Here is a 14,744-nt window from a genome sequence, read left to right as displayed (position 1 = left end):
CTTACTGCTCCAGCGCGCTGCCGGTGATCAGCACCGGGTAGTGCAGCAGTCCCAGGCGCCGTGCGATGTCCTCGCCACTGATCGGCAGGATGGTCAGTCCCGGTGCCGCGGCGCGAAGCCGTTGCAGGGCAGCGGCATCGGCCACCTCGATCGCCAGGCCGACCGCGCGCATCTGCTGCAGGGTCTCTCCACGCTGTGTCAGCCAGGCAAGGGAGTGCGGATCGTCACCGACCAGAAACAGTCGGGGCAGGCCAGGCAGCTTCAGGGGACGTGGCGTGAGCTTGCCGGGTGACAGGCTGGGACTGGTGACCGGCAGCATGGCGCTTTCATCCAGGGCTGCATGCCAGCGATAGGTCGCTGGCTGGGCAACAGGATCGGCCAGGCAGGGGCCAGACAGCAGCAAGGCCAGCAGCAGGGCAGTGCAGTGACGAGGCTTCATCTGTGACTCTCCGGCTGGGTGAGGGGCGCTGCGTCCTGGATCTGGGCCAGGTACTGTGTGAAACCGGCCCGGTAGCGGGCGGCAGGGGCTCCGCCGGCAGGGCGGTGATAGCGTCCTGCGGCCAGCGTCCAGTCGCCGCTGATCTGGTATTGCTCGCGCAGCAGTTGTGCGGCGACGGCCAGATTGCGATAAGGCTCCAGAGCGGCGCAGGGGCTGGCAAAGCGTTGGCCGTGGTAGCCCCAGTTGATCTGGCCGAGGCCGATGTCGATCCGTCGGACATCCGTGCTGGCCAGCGCCCGCTGCAGTGCCTGGCAGGCTGTCGCGCGCTGCCTGAAGCGCCAGGGCTTGCCGGCGACATTCAGCGTCCAGGGCCAGGGACGCAGCTGGCCGCGGATGCGCATAGCGCTTTCCTGCAGAGCTACGGCATACAGCACGGCCGCAGGTACGCCGGCAGTCTCGGCCGCCAGTTGGTAGGCAGGTGGCGGCAGCTCCTTCGCCAGCAGCGGCTGGGCTGCCAGCCCGGCCAGCAGGGCGAGCATCAGTCGAGGCGCTGCCATTGACCGTTCACCTGACGGAAGCTGGCGGGCAAGGTGCCCTGGCTGCCGAGTCGGGCCCAAGGCTCTTGGCCGTGATTGAGGGTGATCTGCCGCCGTTGCACGCGTTCCGGTTCGAGGCCGGCCTGCCGCGCCCAATCGCGGATGCGCCGGTCATCTCCCTGACTGTCGATGAGATACAGATCGAACGGCGTATCGCTGGCCTGCAACTGGCGGACCCGGTTCAGGCAGGCCGCGCAGTCGCTGGCAGCGAACAACGCCAGACGCGGTGTCGCCGGTGAAGCTCGGGGTGCATCGCTCAGGCCCCGGATCGGCAGCTGGCCGGGATACAGGCGGGCCCAAGCGTCGGCATAGGCGTTCTGATAAGCCAGCTCGCGCTCGGCGCGCTGGGCCTCCAGGCGCACCTGCAGCTCGGCGTAGCGCTGGCGTTCGGCGTCGCTGCGTGCCTCGACACCGAGGGTGGTGAGCGGGTCCAGACCGGGGCTCCAGTAGCCGCGTGGACCGGCTTGGATTTCCCGGAAGCGTGACCACTCCTGTTCGCTAAGTCCCCAGATCTTGGCCTGTTCCAGGCTCTCCCGGGTCAGCGTGGCCAGGCTGCTGGTGGTGACGCTGGTGCGGCTTTCTGGCGTGGCCTGCAGCTGTGCCGAGGACAGCAGCAGGAGTGCCAGGGCGGCAACGGGTTTCATGGCGCATTCCCTCCAGGCAGCGGCAGGTTCTGCTCGGGCTTGCCGGTAACGGCGAACTGCGCGGACTGCTTGTCCAGCGTCGTCAGGCGCCAGCCTGCGAACTGCTCGCCCAAGCGCAGCAGGCGCACATGACGCAGGGAGCGACTGGCCGTGGGGGCTATCGTCAGGAAGCGTTCGCCGCCGCGGCTCTCGATGGACAGCGCGGCAAAGGGTGGTGTGAGCCGCTCAGGCTGGCGGCGCGGGGTTGTGCGACGTGGCTTGGGGGCCGGCCTGGTGGCAAGAGCCGTCTGGAGGGCGCGGAGCTGGGTCTCCGCGAGGCTGAGGCGCTCAGCGAGGGACTGTAGCTCAGACCGCTGTGCGTGACTGGCCTGGGCCTGTTGCAGGCTGGTGAGTGCGGCTTCGCCCTGTTCGATTCCGGCGTGCAGCGCTGCTGTCTGGTTTTCCAGTACCGCCAGGTGCTGCTGGTGCTCATCGAGCATGACGGTAAAGCCGGCATTGGTTTCGCTCATGGCCAGCAGCCGCTCCTGCAGCAGGCCCAGTTGCGGCTGCTCCACCAGGTCGTGCGGCAGCGCTGCCAGCCGACCGTGCAGCTGGTACAGGCCAAGTCCGAGCGCCGGCAAGGCCAGGATGAGGAGGCCCAGGATGGCGTCGCGCACACGGACGGCGTTCATGGCCGCACCTCCAGCGCCTGGTCGGGTGCGGCAGGGTAGGCCTGTGCGCTTGGTTCTACAGGTGCTGTCTCGGTTGCGCTGTGGGGCTGAGCCACCTGGAAGCACAGCTGGCGCTGCTGCTGATCCACCTGCAGCTGCCAGGCCGGGCCGGCCAGGATCTCCAACGCCTCACGCAGACGCATCGGTCCCAACTGGTAATGCGCTGCCGGCAAGGGGTGGCTGTACAGCACCCGTGATCCGGCGCTGGCGGGGCACAGTACATAGCCGGTGCGCTGCAGCACATGGTGCATCGCATCTTCCACGCTCGGCTCTAGGCTGGCGGGGATGCGGATATCGACGATCTGGGCGAGCAGATCCCGCTGCCCCTCGGTCGACTCGGTACTGATCAGGGTGTAGCGACCGTAGGGCACGACCTCTGGTGGTGGGGAGGCTGGGCGGGGTATCGGTGCCGGGCTGATGTCCTGTGGCCAATCCTGCTGGCCGGCGCAGCCCGTCAGGGCACTGATCAGGACGAGGGTGACAAGCTGCCGGGACATGGGAAGGCTCTCCAACCAAGGGTGCGTGAAACCTTGGCAGGAGCGGTGGGTCGGGGCAGCCGATAAACCGAATCGTGGCGTTCGAGTTCCCCCGGAAATGTTGATGTGTGGCGAACACAAGCATGAAAAGCGGCGCCCGCAGGCGCCGTTGGATTACATCCAGCCATATTCGGCCAGTGACAGGGGTTGGCCTTCGCCCACGATGAAGTGGTCCAGTACGCGAACCTCCACCAGGGCCAGGGCGTCCTTGAGCTTCTGGGTGAGGATACGGTCGGCCTGGCTGGGTTCGGCGCAGCCGGAGGGGTGGTTGTGGGTGAAGATCACCGCGGCACTGTTCCAGTACAACGAGCGTTTCACCACCTGCCGGGGGTAGACGCTGGCACCGTCGATGGAGCCCTGAAACAGGACTTCGAAGGCCAGCACCCGGTGACGGGTGTCGAGAAAGACCACAGCAAAGACCTCGTGCTCCTGCATTGCCAGTTGCAGTTTCAGGAAGTCACGGACTTCGTCGGGCGAGGTAAGTGCGGCACCGCGTTGGAACATGCGTTGGTCAATGATGCGCATGGCTTCGGCGATGACCTGGTCCTCCTGGGCCCGCTGCTGGTCCTGGGTGTGGTCTGACGTTTCAATCAGGCTGAGAGAAAGGTTCATGGTGTTTCTCCGCGCAGGCGGGAGATGCGCGCCCCGAGGGGAGTGATCCCCCAGGGGCTGATGAGCATGGCGTGAGTGGTCGCAGGACGACTGACGACCGGTTGGTAATCAGATGCGGGTGAAGCGGTGACGCTGGCCATGCAGTGACGAATGGCAGCAGTCGCAGGGTGAGCGGGAAAACGCCTGGATTCCCCAGCCCTGTTCGGCATCGAAGTCGGCTGACAGCGGGGCCAGTTGCATCAGGCCGCGACGGATATCTCGCTCGCGCTGTTCCGCCTCGGCATCCTCAAGCAGCGACAGCGCGCTGTAGTCTTCATAGGCCGCTCCGAACAGGCAGTCGTCACATAGCCAGAAACTCTCCATGGATACCTCCTGAACAATGGCAACAGGAAGCACCACCCATGACGGGATGATGCTCCCGTCATGGGGTGAGTGAGACCAGTCCTGATCGTCAGGACGTCGGTGTTGCGGACTTGGCGCGACTGCGCCTGGTTTTCGCTGGGTTGGTGTCGGGCAGGCTGTCTGCTGGCGCCGTTGTGCCTGGCTCGATACAGGGCCCGCTGGCAGCCTCAGGTGTTGCAGGGAGCGTACCTTGTTCGTCGCTCTGCTCAGGTCTGGGGGCGGCCTGGTAGACCTGCTGGCCATCGATCCTGATCCAGGCGATGTACAGCAGACGGCCTTTCAGACTCGCGCCCGGTTGGCCGGCCTTGTCGCCCTTTCCATAGACGAAGGTGTCGATCCATAGATCGCCGATGCGAAATGCCAGCAGGACCTTCTTTCCGGCGATGACTGCATCCTGGCAGCGACGGATCAGCCGTTCGGCCTCGCCGCCGCTGACCTTGCAGTCGAAGTGGGTGTATTCCACATCGTCTTCGGCTCCGTGCAGTGCTGCGATATCGCAAGCCATGAAGGCATTGCCACGGCGTACCGGAACCTCGCGAATGCGGTTGAGATAGCCGATCCCGCTGGTATGCAGATCGAAGTACTTCGTGGTCGGGGAACTGCTCGGGTTCATGGTGGTGCTCCTCAGGGTAAATGCGGGAACACCATCCCGAACGGGAGGCGAATCCCGTTCGGGGTGAAAACAGCAACGAACAGCGGCCAGTTCCTGGCAACGCAGCAGTAAGGTTGGGCAGAGCAGGTGAAGGACTCACCGAAGGAGAGAAGAAGGCGTTCATCACCGCAGTGATTGTGCGAGCTTCCGAACGCTGATCGCACTGGGGCTGGACCACCAGAAACTGGCGTAGCCTTGAAGGTCCTGGCTACCTGGGCAGTGCTGTCGACGACAGCGCTGTGCATGTTTTGTATAGGCCGGGGCGGTGAGGGCGTCAAGCTACTGGCAAGGGGGCTTTCACGGCCATAACGCAGTGGAACTCCTTGGTGGAGCATGTTGGCGTTTGCGGCGTTCTATGCAGGAGGTAGTTTCGGTTCACTCGGCCAAGACATGTGGTCGATGGTCTGACAACAGAAAAAGAAGCCTGGCGTTCACGCCAGGCTGGGAAGAGATCAGCCACCTCCGGCCGTCGATCTGCGACGCACCAGTCGACCCTTGTCGTGGCCTGGGTCGTTTCAGTATCGGCACGCATCCGCGCACAAAGGGCACCCAGTGTTTCCCCGGTGGGCGCCGGGATTGAGCATGGCCGCCGGAGCGGATGGCCGCTGCTTCCTGCTGCAGGAGGCAGAGGGCATCCGTCCCGGCGGCGCTGTAACGCGGTGGGTGTGGTCAGGTCCGTGGTTAATCAGGCTCCGTACTCGGCTGAGTCCGACCGACCTGCCCGGAGCTTATCGGTCTGTACGTGTTGTCTGGCTACGTCGGCGGCTGGGGGCGCGTCTGGCCGGTTTTGTGTCAGCCATGCCCAGCGTTCCCGTGCATGCCGGGTACTTGCTGCAGGACCAGAATAGCCCATTGCGGCCACTGCGCCGGCGGGTTGTGCTGGCGCACAGTGGGCAGGCGGGGCCTTTGTCCGTCGGCAGCTGCAGTTCCAGCTGGGTATTGTGCTTGACCCAGCGCTCGATCCAGGAAGTCTGGCGCATGAGGAAGTGCTCCAGGCTCATGCGTCCGGCGGCGATCTCGTCGAGGGCCTGTTCCCAGACTGCCGTGGTACCTGGGTCGGCGATCGCCGCTGGGACTGCCTCGATCAGGGTGTGGGCAGCAGCCGAGGCCGTCAGGCTACGCTGCTTCTTCACTAGGTAGCCACGCTCAATCAGGCCCTTGATGATGCCGGCGCGAGTCGCTTCGGTGCCTATGCCGGCGCTCTCTCTGAGCGTACGGCGCAGGCGCGGATCCTCGACCAGTCTGGCCACTCCCTTCATGGCCCTGAGCAGGTCGCCTTCGGTGAAGGCCTTCGGGGGGCGGGTCTGCTGCTCGGTGAGCTCGGTGTGGCTGAGGCAACACAGGAGGCCTGGCTCGAGTGCCGGGAGTGACTGTTCGGCCGGCTTGTCCGAGTCGGGCTCTTCGGGATCGTTCAGCACCCTTTGCCAGCCGGTTTGCAGAACCTGTTTGCCGATCGCCAGCAGCTGCTGGCCTGCACAGGACAGTTCGACTCGGGTGCGCAGCCATTCATGAGCCGGCAGGAACTGCGCCAGATAGTGTCCGCGGATCAGCGCGTAGATCGCCTGTTCGTTCACCGTCATGCATCTCAGATCCACGCTCTGCACCGTGGGGATGATGCCGTGGTGGGCGGTGATCTTGTCATCGTTCCAGGCGCGCGAGCGCAGGCTGGTGTTCAGGCTGTCCAGCAGCGGGGCCAAAGTCGGGTCGTTGTGTCGTAGCGCCGCCAGCACGGCCGGCACTTCTTGGCGCAGGCTGTCTGGCAGATAGCCGCAGTCGGTACGGGGATAGGTGATCGCCTTGTGCTGCTCGTACAGCGACTGAGCGATGTCCAGGGTGGTCTGTACGCCGAGACCCAGCTTGCGTGAGCATAGCTCCTGCAGGGTGCTCAGGGCGAATGGCAAGGGGGCAGGCTGCTGCAGGCGCTCGCTGTCTATAGCACTGACGCAGGCGCTGGTTTCCTGGGCAAGGCGCTGAGCGACCTCGCGAGCCAGGTTATGGTCGACACAGTGGCCCTGCTGGTCGAGGGCAGCCTCGGGGGGCTGCCATTGCGCGGCAAAGGCCTGCCCATCCTGCTTCAGGCGGACGTCGACCTGCCAGTAGGGCGTTGGCACGAAGCTGGCAATGGCGCGGTCGCGATCCACCACCAGGCGCAGGGTCGGTGTCTGTACGCGGCCGACCGAGAGGATGCCATCGTAACCGCCGCGCCTGCCGAGCAGGGTGAATAGCCGGCTCAGGTTCATACCGACCAGCCAGTCGGCACGGGAGCGGGCGAGGGCCGCCAGGTACAGCGGGTAGGTTTCCTCGCCGGGCTTCAGGGCGGCCAGTGCCTTGCGGATCGAGGTCTCATCGAGGGCCGACAGCCAGAGGCGCTGAACAGTGCCCCGGTAGTCGCACAGCTCGAGGATTTCACGGGCGATCAGCTCACCTTCACGATCGGCATCGGTGGCGATGACCAAGGATTCGGCTTCGGCCAGGAGGCGCTTGACGACCCTGAACTGGTCCTTTGTCCTGGCCTTGATCTCGACCAGCCAGCGCTTGGGAATGATCGGCAGGTCCTCCAGCGACCACTGCTTGTAGCGGGCGTCGTAGGCCTCGGGCGGGGCGGCTTCCAGCAGATGCCCGACACACCAGGTTACGATGACATCCCGGCCGCTCAGACAGCCCTCCTCTCGGCGATGGGCGCCGAGCACTCGGGCGATGTCCCGGGCCTGGGAAGGTTTTTCGCAGAGAAACAGGCGCATGGCGGTTGCTCCTGGACAGTCCGGGCCGTATCAGCTGCGGGGGGTGCGTTTGCGGGCAGGCTTGCTGGCCTCTGCATCGGCTTCGGAAGTGGTCTCCGGCGTTGTGGCGGAGCGCTCCATGAGACTCACCTTCGCCAGGCGATTGGGCAGGATGCCGATTCGTCGCGCCTCGATCTTGAAGGTCACCCTGGGGTTGGCCTCCTGGTCCTCCCAGGTTTCTCGCACGGTGCGGCCCTGTACCAGAACGCGCATGCCCTTCTGGTACAGCTGGCTCCAAGCCTCGGCCTCGCGGTGCCAGATCTCGACCGGTGCCCAGTAGCCGCCGCGGTCCTCATAGCTGCCGTTACGCGAGATGGGGTTGTCGAAATAGACATTCAGGCGCAGTAGGCGGCGCGGCTCGTCCTGGTCCGCGTGAAACTCCTGAAACTCCGGCGCGCTGCCGATGTTGCCTTCACCGATGAAAAGAGTGCTCATGCTGGATGCTCCTTGGGTTGGGGAACTGCCGCAGGAGCTCTTCGGCAAGGGTCATCTTGCCCGCGCACTCCACGGCTTGGCGGTACAGCGAATGGGTAACGCTCATCTGCAGGTTCAGCGCGATGCGGTCGATCTCGGCGTGGTACAGCGCCTGGCGCAAGCTGGGTGAATGCGTCGGGTTGTTCATCTGGTCGGCCCAGACGTTGACGCCCATCCGCGAGAAGTCCCGCGAACGCCAGCGCAGGAAGGTGCTGCCGGCACCAGTGCTCTGCCGGGCCAGGCGCAGGTTGAGGAGGGAGTAGGGTGCATGCCTGGCCGACTGTTCGAGCCGGGTCATCAGCTCAGCCAGCTGGGCCTCGATGCTTCTGGCCAGCTGCGCCAGGGACTCCAGTTCCCCCTTACCCTTAAAGGGCTGTAAAAGGCCTTTTAGAGAGGCAGTGTGTTCAAACTGTCGATAGGCCTCCTGGGTCAGCCAGCCCGCTGTGGATGGGCCAGGCTCATTCCTGTTCATGGTCAAGACCTGCCTGGCTGATGGTGTCGGTCAGTGTGAGTTCCGCTGGCTCCCCTGGCTCAACGCCACGGCGCGCGATGGGTGGGGCGAATTGCGACCGTCTGGAGCCAGCGAGGACGTCTTCTGGCGGTAGTCCGAAGCGTTCGATGGCCGCTAATGCCCTGGCATTCTGCGTCTGCATGTCCTCGCGACTGGCCCCTGAATGTCGATAGCGCTGTGCCAGGCCGAACAGACTGCGCAACTGGTGTGCGCCGCTGTCGATGGTGCGCTCCATGTCTGCCCGCCCGATCAGGGCGGTATGGTGGGCGAGCAGGGTGCGGCGTACCAAGGTGTCGTAGTCGGTGAGCAGATAGACTGCGAGAAACCCCAGCTGGCTGCCGATGAACAGCGGCAGGGTAACTGGATGGATGTTGAGGTTGTCGCCGATGTCGACCTGGATCGGAATGTGTTGATTGATCTGCTCCAGCCTCTGGCTCAGCTCGCTCATGCCGGCTTTGGCCTGCAGCAGCTTTTCCTCGAGCTGCAGCATGGCCCAGTCGGCGTAGGGGTCATCGCAGGAGGCGGCCTGCTTGATCTGGTTGGTGACGCTGATGTAACCCGCCATACCCATGATCGGCCTGACCCCGTCGCGGGCCGGACGTCCCTGCCAGATGCGAGCGGCATGATGGGTATGCAGGGTCAGGCTGATGCTGCTGCGCAGAGAGCCCAGGTTGAGTTGGTAGTGGTCGGTCACATCGGCATCCTCGCTGCAGACGCTGGTCGAGCAGACAATGTTGCAGGCCGCTCGTACCTGCAGCCGGAAAACCGAAAGTGCGGTGTTGGTTTTTTCGCCGAGCGATACCTTGCGGCGCCTGGATCCATGCCAGTGGCATAGGTCGGGAGTCAGCCAGGCTCCCGGTTGGGAGTCATGCCAGTGGCATAATCCATCTGAACAAGCCTCACTGCTTGCCGCTGTGCGATCTGCCCAGTTTGCGCAGCTCCTCCAGGCAGGCCTGCACCTGGCTGGGAATGGGATCGCCCGAGTTTCTGCGGGAGCGGACGGGCTCGGTAGGACGCGGAGGGCGGTCTGCGGCTGGCTGGCTGACAGGGGTAGCGGCCCAGGGATGGAATTCGCCCTGCAGGGCCCGCTGGATGAGGCTCATCAGGTAGGCAGCGGGCTTGCGGATGCCTCCGGCGGCGCAGCGGGCGCCGGCTTCGGCCAGCACGGTCTGGCGATCGCCTGGCGGAAGCTTGCCCAGAGCCTGCTGTGCGGCGAGACGTTCGGCCGGGCTCAGGTTTAGGCTGTCCGGCCACTCGAGAGGGGGACCGCCGCCTTCGCGGGCCTGCGAGCGGGGTACTGTACTGATACAAATACCGGTGTTGGTATCAAGTACAGTACTGGCGGCGTTCGGATGCCGAACCGGGTGGCAGGAGCCTGATTTGCGGCTGGGTTCGGAATCCGAACCGGGACTGGCACGAATCCGAACCGGGCGCGGATCACCCCGTTCGGATTCGTGAATGACCGGTTGTTCTGGTGCGCTACCGGCAGCCTGTCGGGCGCAGCGCTCGCCCCAGGCCTCCAGACGCGTCGGCAGGCGACTCTGGTCGATATCGGTATCCTGCTGGATATCCTCGATGACATGCTCGGCCACGATGCGCACAGCTTTCGAAGCATGGCTGAGGCCGCTGCCGACCAGTTCCAGATAGCCCGCATCGAGCTCCAACGCTTCGGCCGGAGTCAGTGGCTCATCGTGCAGGACATAGAGCGACCCTTGCAGTCGACCGCTGATGGGGTCGCGACCACGGATGACCAGACTCAGCCAGCGGGTCAGGCGGAGGAGGGTCAGGATTCGGGCGATGGTTTCCCGGGAAGCCGCGGTGCCATAGGGCACGCTGGACAGATAGGCCTGCAGATCTTCGTAGCGAGGCGTGGACAGGCCCTGATCGTCGATCAGCAGGCGGATCACCTGCCAGGCGTTGCGCTCCAGTGGCGTCAGACGATTGTCCAGCAGCAGCTGCCGGGGCACGCTTTCGTGCAGCTGCCCGCTGTACATGAAGCCAGCCTGCAGGCCGCCAGGGCCGGGTTTGGGGGCGGCAGGCCGGGAGGGCCACTGCGCCTGGATCTGGCGTGCCTGCTGCTGGAGGACCCGCTGCCAGCGCACGAGCCCGGAGGGCTTCATCTTTGTCCCTTGTGCTGTTCGATCTGACGCCAGACGAGAGTCAGGCTGATTTGCTGCTCCTCGGCCAGGATCATCATCTCTTCAAGCTGCTCGGCGGGGTCAGTGCAGGATGCCTTGGTGCGTATCTGCCGCCAGCGTTGCCACAGGGCATGCTCCTGCTCTTCGCTCAGGTGCTGTGGGCGCCCCTTGCGTGCCAGGATATTCAGGACGCGCCGGCGCATGGCCGTTTCCGAGTGCACCAAGCCGAAGCATTTGTACATGATGCGGCTGCTGGCGCCGAGCCTGAGTGCACGGTTGATCAGCAGGTCATGCTGCTCATCATGTTCGCTTTGCGCCAGGATGCGGCGGAAGGCGGTGGCATTAATCTGCACCCAGGGCGCACTGGCATGTTCCAGCCGTGCCAGGGTGCCTGGCGACAGGGACTGCAGCTGATCGATGTCGTGTTCGCTCAGGCCCAGGGTCTGGCAGCTTTGCAGGTTGCCATGACGCAGCTCGTGCAGTACCTGAATCAGCATGGTCTGGTTGAGAATGATGAAAGAGACGTTCATGGCGTGAGTCTCCGGTCAGTCCAGCGGGGCTGTGGTCAGCTCGATCAGGCGGCGAGCCAGGCGGATCAGGCGAAACAGCTGGAGCACTTGCGGGTCTGGCAAGCGTTCCAGACCGATGTCTTCGGGCGGCTGGTTGGGCAGCGGCAGCTGGTAGACGCCAAGCAGGATCTGGCCGAACAGGGCGGCCGGTAGTTGGCGGCGATCCTGCCAATCCAGCCGGTCATGAGCTCGCAGTAGTGCGCCGAGCAGCAGATGAATCGATGCCGCTCTGCAGGTGCTCAGGGGCTGCAGCGGCAGGCACACGAAACCCAGACCGTCGTCACAGCTCATCACGCTGTCAGGGGTGCCGGCATGGTTCGCCAGCTCGCGGGCCAGATGGGAAATTTCCTCTCGCAGGCGCTCTGGTCTGTCGATCTCACGGTCGATGTGCCACAGGTCGTTGTCCTGCGCGTGATCCCGATGTTCAGTTGGTGTGTTCTCTGCGGCGATCTGCTGGCGGATGCGCTCGACACGGGACGGGTGGGAGGTTGCGGTGGTAGCCGATGCCGACTCGGGGCCCTGGAGGTCTTGCCTCGATGCATGTGCGGACTTGTCGGGAGCTGCGGGTGTGGGCAGCTGGACCTCCGCGTGCGGAGTGGTCAGTGGCCTGCTATTGGCTCCTGTGAGTGTCTCGGCTGTATCCGCCAGCTCCGCAGCGAGTAGTCGGCCCGGTTGCCCCAGCGCTTCACTCATACCGGCCAGGAGGGCGTCCTTGAGGCGCTCGTGCTCGAAGCTGCCCGGTTCATCGAGGCTGGCCAGAGTGCTGAACCACAGCTCATCGAAGTCGTTCCGGGTGTCTGGGTGTCGGTCCCAGACGCGTTTCGCCTGCTTGCGCAGCCCGAGTAGGCGTTGGATCAGCGGTTTGCCCAGTCCGGCATAGAGCGTTTGTGGAAGACCCGGCAGCAGATGCTCCAGGGTGTCGAGCATGCGACTGATATGGGGTTGGGAGATCGGATAGCCGCCAGCGGTCAGGCGCCGAGCCAGTTCGCTCTGGCTGAGCTCTCCGCCGTCGCGTTGGAACAGGGTTTTGATCTTGGCGACCGACAGCGCCCGCTCAATGAAGGTGAGCGGACTGTGCAGGTCGTTCTCGGCCATATGGCCAAGCAGGGCCGTAGTTTCATCGGCCCAGGGTCTGAACAGGCAGTGAATGCGGAAGAAGCGCTCGTCACGGGTCTCTTGCCACAGCTCGTTGAGGATTGCCAGGCGGGTATTTCCACCGTTGCGGATGATGAAGTGCGACTCGCCGGGGCGCCGGGTAATGGGAGGTGCCTGGTCCAGCCCGCGAGTCCGGATCGAGGCCTTGATCTCTTCGTACTGCGGGTTGCGGATCAGTCTTGGGTTGTGCTCATAGGGACGCAGCTGTTCCAAGGTCACCCTCATGGGGGTGTCGCACAACGGGTCGGACAGGGTGGGCGACTGCAGAGGTGTTGTGCCGGCCGGTCGATCCGGCCACAGCTTCTCCGTGATGGCATCCGGGGAGGAGGACAAGCTTTTCATCAGCATTCTCCTCCCCGGCGCGGGTCCGGCAGAGCGGTGAATCGCGCCTGTTCGCCAATGAAGCGGCAATGCACCGTGCCGGTTGGTCCATTACGGTGCTTGCCGATGATCAGTTCGGCGGTACCCTGTGCCTCGCTGTCCGGGTGATAGACCTCGTCCCGATAGACGAACAGGATCAGGTCGGCGTCCTGCTCGATGGCGCCGGACTCGCGCAGGTCGGCCAGCAATGGGCGTTTGTTGCTGCGCTGCTCCAGGGCGCGATTGAGCTGGGACAGCGCGATCACCGGACAACTCAGCTCCTTGGCCAGGGATTTGAGCGATGCCGAGATTTCGGCGATTTCCAGATGGCGATTCTCCTTGGCGGAGGCCTGCATCAGCTGTAGGTAGTCCACCAGCACCAGAGAGGGAGCTCCGCAGCGGCGGCTGGCTCGTCGCGTCCGGGCGCGCAGGGCACTACAGCTCAGAGCGGCCGTGTCGTCGATGACCAGACGCTCGCCGTAACTCTGCAGTCGAGCCACGGCAGCAGTCAGGCGTGGCCAGTCTTCATCCTGCAGTTGCCCCGTCAGCAGGTTGCTCAGCGGCAACTCGCCGAGGATGGCAAGCAATCGGTAAACCAGGGCGCGGGCGGGCATTTCCAGGCTGTAGACCTGCACTGAGCTCTGGGGCTGGGCCAGGAGTGCTGCCGCGATGAAGCTCAGGGCCAGGCTGGTCTTGCCCATCGATGGCCGGGCCGCCACTATCACTAGGTCGGCCGGCTGGAAGCCGGCCGTGTAGGCATCCAGATCGGCCAGCCCGCTGGGAATGCCGGTGGTGATTTCGCCGCTGTTGAAGTGCTCATCGATCTCGTCGATCACGCCTGCCAGGCACTGCTGCAGGTCGACGAACTCGTGCGGCTGGCTCTGTCCGAGCTGGAACAGCTGTTGCTCGAAGCGCTCCTGCAGTTGCACGCCGCTGGTATCGGCTTCGCAGACTGCCTGGTAGCAGCCCAGGCCGAACTGCATCAGGCGGCGGCGATGGGCGCGATCGCGGACGATGTCTGCGTAGGTACGGATATTGGCGACCGATGGCGTGTTCATGGCCATCTCGCCCAGATAGGCCAGGCCGCCAGCCTCGGGATGCGGTGCTAGGCGCTCGGACAGGGTCACCACATCGAAGGGACAGTCCTGTTCGGCTAGCGCTGCGATGGCACGAAAGATCAAGCGGTGGTCTTGGCGGTAGAAGTCCTCGGCCTGCAATTGATCGGCGATCAGCTCCCAGGCCGTGTTATCCAACATCAGCCCGCCCAGAACGCCTTGCTCGGCTTCGATGGAGTGTGGTGGTGCACTCGGGATGGATGTCATCGGCCGCCTCCATTGGTCTTGGCCAGCGCATGCAGCTGCGCCTGCCAGTGCGGAAACAGCTCGACGGCCAGCGCCTGCATGCTGCTCAGTGCCGAAGGCGCCTTGCGCCCCGTGGGTTGGTGTGGTTCGAGGCGATGAACCGGCAGCCCCTGAGTGGCCGCCTGCCGGTAGGCAACCAAGCCGGGAATCCGGGTGTCCAGAATGCGGACTGTCGGCAGGTTGCTGAAGGCCTGCTGCAGCCCCTGGATGATCAGGTGCGCGTCATTGGAGATGGCATCGGTACGATTGAGTAGCAGCCACAGCGGAGGAGTGACGATACCCAGATGGCGAAACGGTTGCAGTTCATCCAGTAAGCGCAGCGTGCCGCGATGCAGTTCGCGGGCGGCAAGCATTTCCGGAATGACCGGAGACAGCAGCAGGTCCGAAGCCAGGATCGCCATCTCCAGCAGCACGCTGCGAGCCCCCTGGGTGTCGATGAGTATCAGGTCGTAATGGGGGGCGAAGCGCGGCAGTAGGTTGCGCAGGCGCACGCGGCCGTCAGGCGCATGCAGCAACAGGGTAGCCAGCTGGCCGGCTGGATCGTTGGAGTAGATCAGGTCCAGGCCGCTGATGCCGGTGCGGGATACCACCTGCATGCGGTCGTCCAGGTTGGCGGCAATCAGTTCGCAGGCTCCGCAGGGGGCTTTCCACGCGAGCTCGTAGTAGCTGGAAAGCGTCGGCTGACTGTCGAGATCCAGCAGCAGCACGCTCAGACCGGCATCGGCCAGCAGGCCGCCGAGGTTGGCGGCGATTGTGGTCTTGCCGACGCCGCCCTTGGTCGAGATGATCGAGACGATATGCATGG

Annotated in this window: 17 protein-coding genes; all 17 read right to left on the bottom strand. The window is 64.6% G+C overall.

Annotated elements, in window-relative coordinates:
* Position 1: 1 nt before the first annotated feature.
* Positions 2–439 (bottom strand): integrating conjugative element protein, encoded by a 438-nt coding sequence (locus BM297_RS17265; RefSeq protein ID WP_092433764.1) that lies wholly within the window; start codon positions 437–439, stop codon positions 2–4.
* A complete protein-coding gene (locus BM297_RS17260; protein ID WP_092433762.1) occupies positions 436–996 on the bottom strand; it encodes a lysozyme family protein in 561 nt (186 codons plus the stop codon). Before BM297_RS17260 ends, BM297_RS17265 begins: the two co-directional genes overlap by 4 nt.
* Positions 978–1,679 (bottom strand): TIGR03759 family integrating conjugative element protein, encoded by a 702-nt coding sequence (locus tag BM297_RS17255; RefSeq protein WP_092433761.1) that lies wholly within the window; start codon positions 1,677–1,679, stop codon positions 978–980. The genes BM297_RS17260 and BM297_RS17255 overlap by 19 nt, the downstream gene beginning before the upstream one ends.
* On the bottom strand, positions 1,676–2,350 hold the full coding sequence (locus tag BM297_RS17250; RefSeq protein ID WP_092433758.1) for a hypothetical protein: 675 nt from the start codon (positions 2,348–2,350) through the stop codon (positions 1,676–1,678). The genes BM297_RS17255 and BM297_RS17250 overlap by 4 nt, the downstream gene beginning before the upstream one ends.
* Positions 2,347–2,886, bottom strand: coding sequence for a PFGI-1 class ICE element type IV pilus protein PilL2 (pilL2, locus tag BM297_RS17245; RefSeq protein WP_092433755.1), 540 nt, complete (start codon positions 2,884–2,886; stop codon positions 2,347–2,349). Before pilL2 ends, BM297_RS17250 begins: the two co-directional genes overlap by 4 nt.
* Positions 2,887–3,039: 153 nt before the next feature.
* Entirely contained in the window at positions 3,040–3,537 is a 498-nt protein-coding gene (radC, locus tag BM297_RS17240) for a RadC family protein (RefSeq protein WP_092433754.1), read from the bottom strand.
* 108 nt (positions 3,538–3,645) lie between these two features.
* Positions 3,646–3,900, bottom strand: coding sequence for a hypothetical protein (locus tag BM297_RS17235; protein ID WP_092433752.1), 255 nt, complete (start codon positions 3,898–3,900; stop codon positions 3,646–3,648).
* Between the two features lie 88 nt (positions 3,901–3,988).
* The gene (locus tag BM297_RS17230) at positions 3,989–4,552 is read right to left on the bottom strand and encodes an STY4534 family ICE replication protein (RefSeq protein WP_092433750.1); all 564 of its coding nucleotides are present in this window, start codon (positions 4,550–4,552) and stop codon (positions 3,989–3,991) included.
* 767 nt (positions 4,553–5,319) lie between these two features.
* Positions 5,320–7,332 carry a DNA topoisomerase III gene (locus tag BM297_RS17225; RefSeq protein ID WP_092433747.1) on the bottom strand — a complete coding sequence of 671 codons (2,013 nt, stop codon included), beginning with the start codon at positions 7,330–7,332 and terminating at the stop codon, positions 5,320–5,322.
* A gap of 30 nt (positions 7,333–7,362) precedes the next feature.
* The gene (locus BM297_RS17220) at positions 7,363–7,806 is read right to left on the bottom strand and encodes a single-stranded DNA-binding protein (protein ID WP_092433744.1); all 444 of its coding nucleotides are present in this window, start codon (positions 7,804–7,806) and stop codon (positions 7,363–7,365) included.
* Entirely contained in the window at positions 7,784–8,317 is a 534-nt protein-coding gene (locus BM297_RS17215) for a DUF3158 family protein (RefSeq protein ID WP_092433741.1), read from the bottom strand. Before BM297_RS17215 ends, BM297_RS17220 begins: the two co-directional genes overlap by 23 nt.
* The gene (locus BM297_RS17210) at positions 8,304–9,050 is read right to left on the bottom strand and encodes a PFL_4669 family integrating conjugative element protein (RefSeq protein ID WP_092433738.1); all 747 of its coding nucleotides are present in this window, start codon (positions 9,048–9,050) and stop codon (positions 8,304–8,306) included. The genes BM297_RS17215 and BM297_RS17210 overlap by 14 nt, the downstream gene beginning before the upstream one ends.
* 205 nt (positions 9,051–9,255) lie before the next feature.
* Positions 9,256–10,476: an STY4528 family pathogenicity island replication protein gene (locus BM297_RS17205; protein WP_092433737.1), complete on the bottom strand. Its 1,221-nt coding sequence runs from the start codon at positions 10,474–10,476 to the stop codon at positions 9,256–9,258.
* Positions 10,473–11,024 carry a DUF2857 domain-containing protein gene (locus tag BM297_RS17200; RefSeq protein ID WP_092433735.1) on the bottom strand — a complete coding sequence of 184 codons (552 nt, stop codon included), beginning with the start codon at positions 11,022–11,024 and terminating at the stop codon, positions 10,473–10,475. Before BM297_RS17200 ends, BM297_RS17205 begins: the two co-directional genes overlap by 4 nt.
* 15 nt (positions 11,025–11,039) lie before the next feature.
* A complete protein-coding gene (locus BM297_RS17195) occupies positions 11,040–12,560 on the bottom strand; it encodes a ParB family protein (protein ID WP_092433733.1) in 1,521 nt (506 codons plus the stop codon).
* On the bottom strand, positions 12,560–13,900 hold the full coding sequence (dnaB, locus tag BM297_RS17190; protein ID WP_092433731.1) for a replicative DNA helicase: 1,341 nt from the start codon (positions 13,898–13,900) through the stop codon (positions 12,560–12,562). The genes BM297_RS17195 and dnaB overlap by 1 nt, the downstream gene beginning before the upstream one ends.
* Positions 13,897–14,742 carry a ParA family protein gene (locus BM297_RS17185; protein WP_092433729.1) on the bottom strand — a complete coding sequence of 282 codons (846 nt, stop codon included), beginning with the start codon at positions 14,740–14,742 and terminating at the stop codon, positions 13,897–13,899. Before BM297_RS17185 ends, dnaB begins: the two co-directional genes overlap by 4 nt.
* Between the last annotated feature and the right edge of the window lie 2 nt (positions 14,743–14,744).

It is taken from the genome of Geopseudomonas sagittaria, assembly GCF_900115715.1.
Lineage (GTDB): Bacteria > Pseudomonadota > Gammaproteobacteria > Pseudomonadales > Pseudomonadaceae > Geopseudomonas > Geopseudomonas sagittaria.
The sequence above is the reverse complement of the archived record's forward strand: the minus strand, read 5'-3'. Positions and strand labels throughout refer to the sequence as shown.

Bases quoted from the DNA above. Each gene is read 5' to 3' on its own strand.
- BM297_RS17265 (WP_092433764.1), bottom strand. From the start codon at position 439: ATGAAGCCTCGTCACTGCACTGCCCTGCTGCTGGCCTTGCTGCTGTCT.
- BM297_RS17260 (WP_092433762.1), bottom strand. From the start codon at position 996: ATGGCAGCGCCTCGACTGATGCTCGCCCTGCTGGCCGGGCTGGCAGCC.
- BM297_RS17255 (WP_092433761.1), bottom strand. From the start codon at position 1,679: ATGAAACCCGTTGCCGCCCTGGCACTCCTGCTGCTGTCCTCGGCACAG.
- BM297_RS17250 (WP_092433758.1), bottom strand. From the start codon at position 2,350: ATGAACGCCGTCCGTGTGCGCGACGCCATCCTGGGCCTCCTCATCCTG.
- pilL2 (WP_092433755.1), bottom strand. From the start codon at position 2,886: ATGTCCCGGCAGCTTGTCACCCTCGTCCTGATCAGTGCCCTGACGGGC.
- radC (WP_092433754.1), bottom strand. From the start codon at position 3,537: ATGAACCTTTCTCTCAGCCTGATTGAAACGTCAGACCACACCCAGGAC.
- BM297_RS17235 (WP_092433752.1), bottom strand. From the start codon at position 3,900: ATGGAGAGTTTCTGGCTATGTGACGACTGCCTGTTCGGAGCGGCCTAT.
- BM297_RS17230 (WP_092433750.1), bottom strand. From the start codon at position 4,552: ATGAACCCGAGCAGTTCCCCGACCACGAAGTACTTCGATCTGCATACC.
- BM297_RS17225 (WP_092433747.1), bottom strand. From the start codon at position 7,332: ATGCGCCTGTTTCTCTGCGAAAAACCTTCCCAGGCCCGGGACATCGCC.
- BM297_RS17220 (WP_092433744.1), bottom strand. From the start codon at position 7,806: ATGAGCACTCTTTTCATCGGTGAAGGCAACATCGGCAGCGCGCCGGAG.
- BM297_RS17215 (WP_092433741.1), bottom strand. From the start codon at position 8,317: ATGAACAGGAATGAGCCTGGCCCATCCACAGCGGGCTGGCTGACCCAG.
- BM297_RS17205 (WP_092433737.1), bottom strand. From the start codon at position 10,476: ATGAAGCCCTCCGGGCTCGTGCGCTGGCAGCGGGTCCTCCAGCAGCAG.
- BM297_RS17200 (WP_092433735.1), bottom strand. From the start codon at position 11,024: ATGAACGTCTCTTTCATCATTCTCAACCAGACCATGCTGATTCAGGTA.
- BM297_RS17195 (WP_092433733.1), bottom strand. From the start codon at position 12,560: ATGAAAAGCTTGTCCTCCTCCCCGGATGCCATCACGGAGAAGCTGTGG.
- dnaB (WP_092433731.1), bottom strand. From the start codon at position 13,900: ATGACATCCATCCCGAGTGCACCACCACACTCCATCGAAGCCGAGCAA.
- BM297_RS17185 (WP_092433729.1), bottom strand. From the start codon at position 14,742: ATGCATATCGTCTCGATCATCTCGACCAAGGGCGGCGTCGGCAAGACC.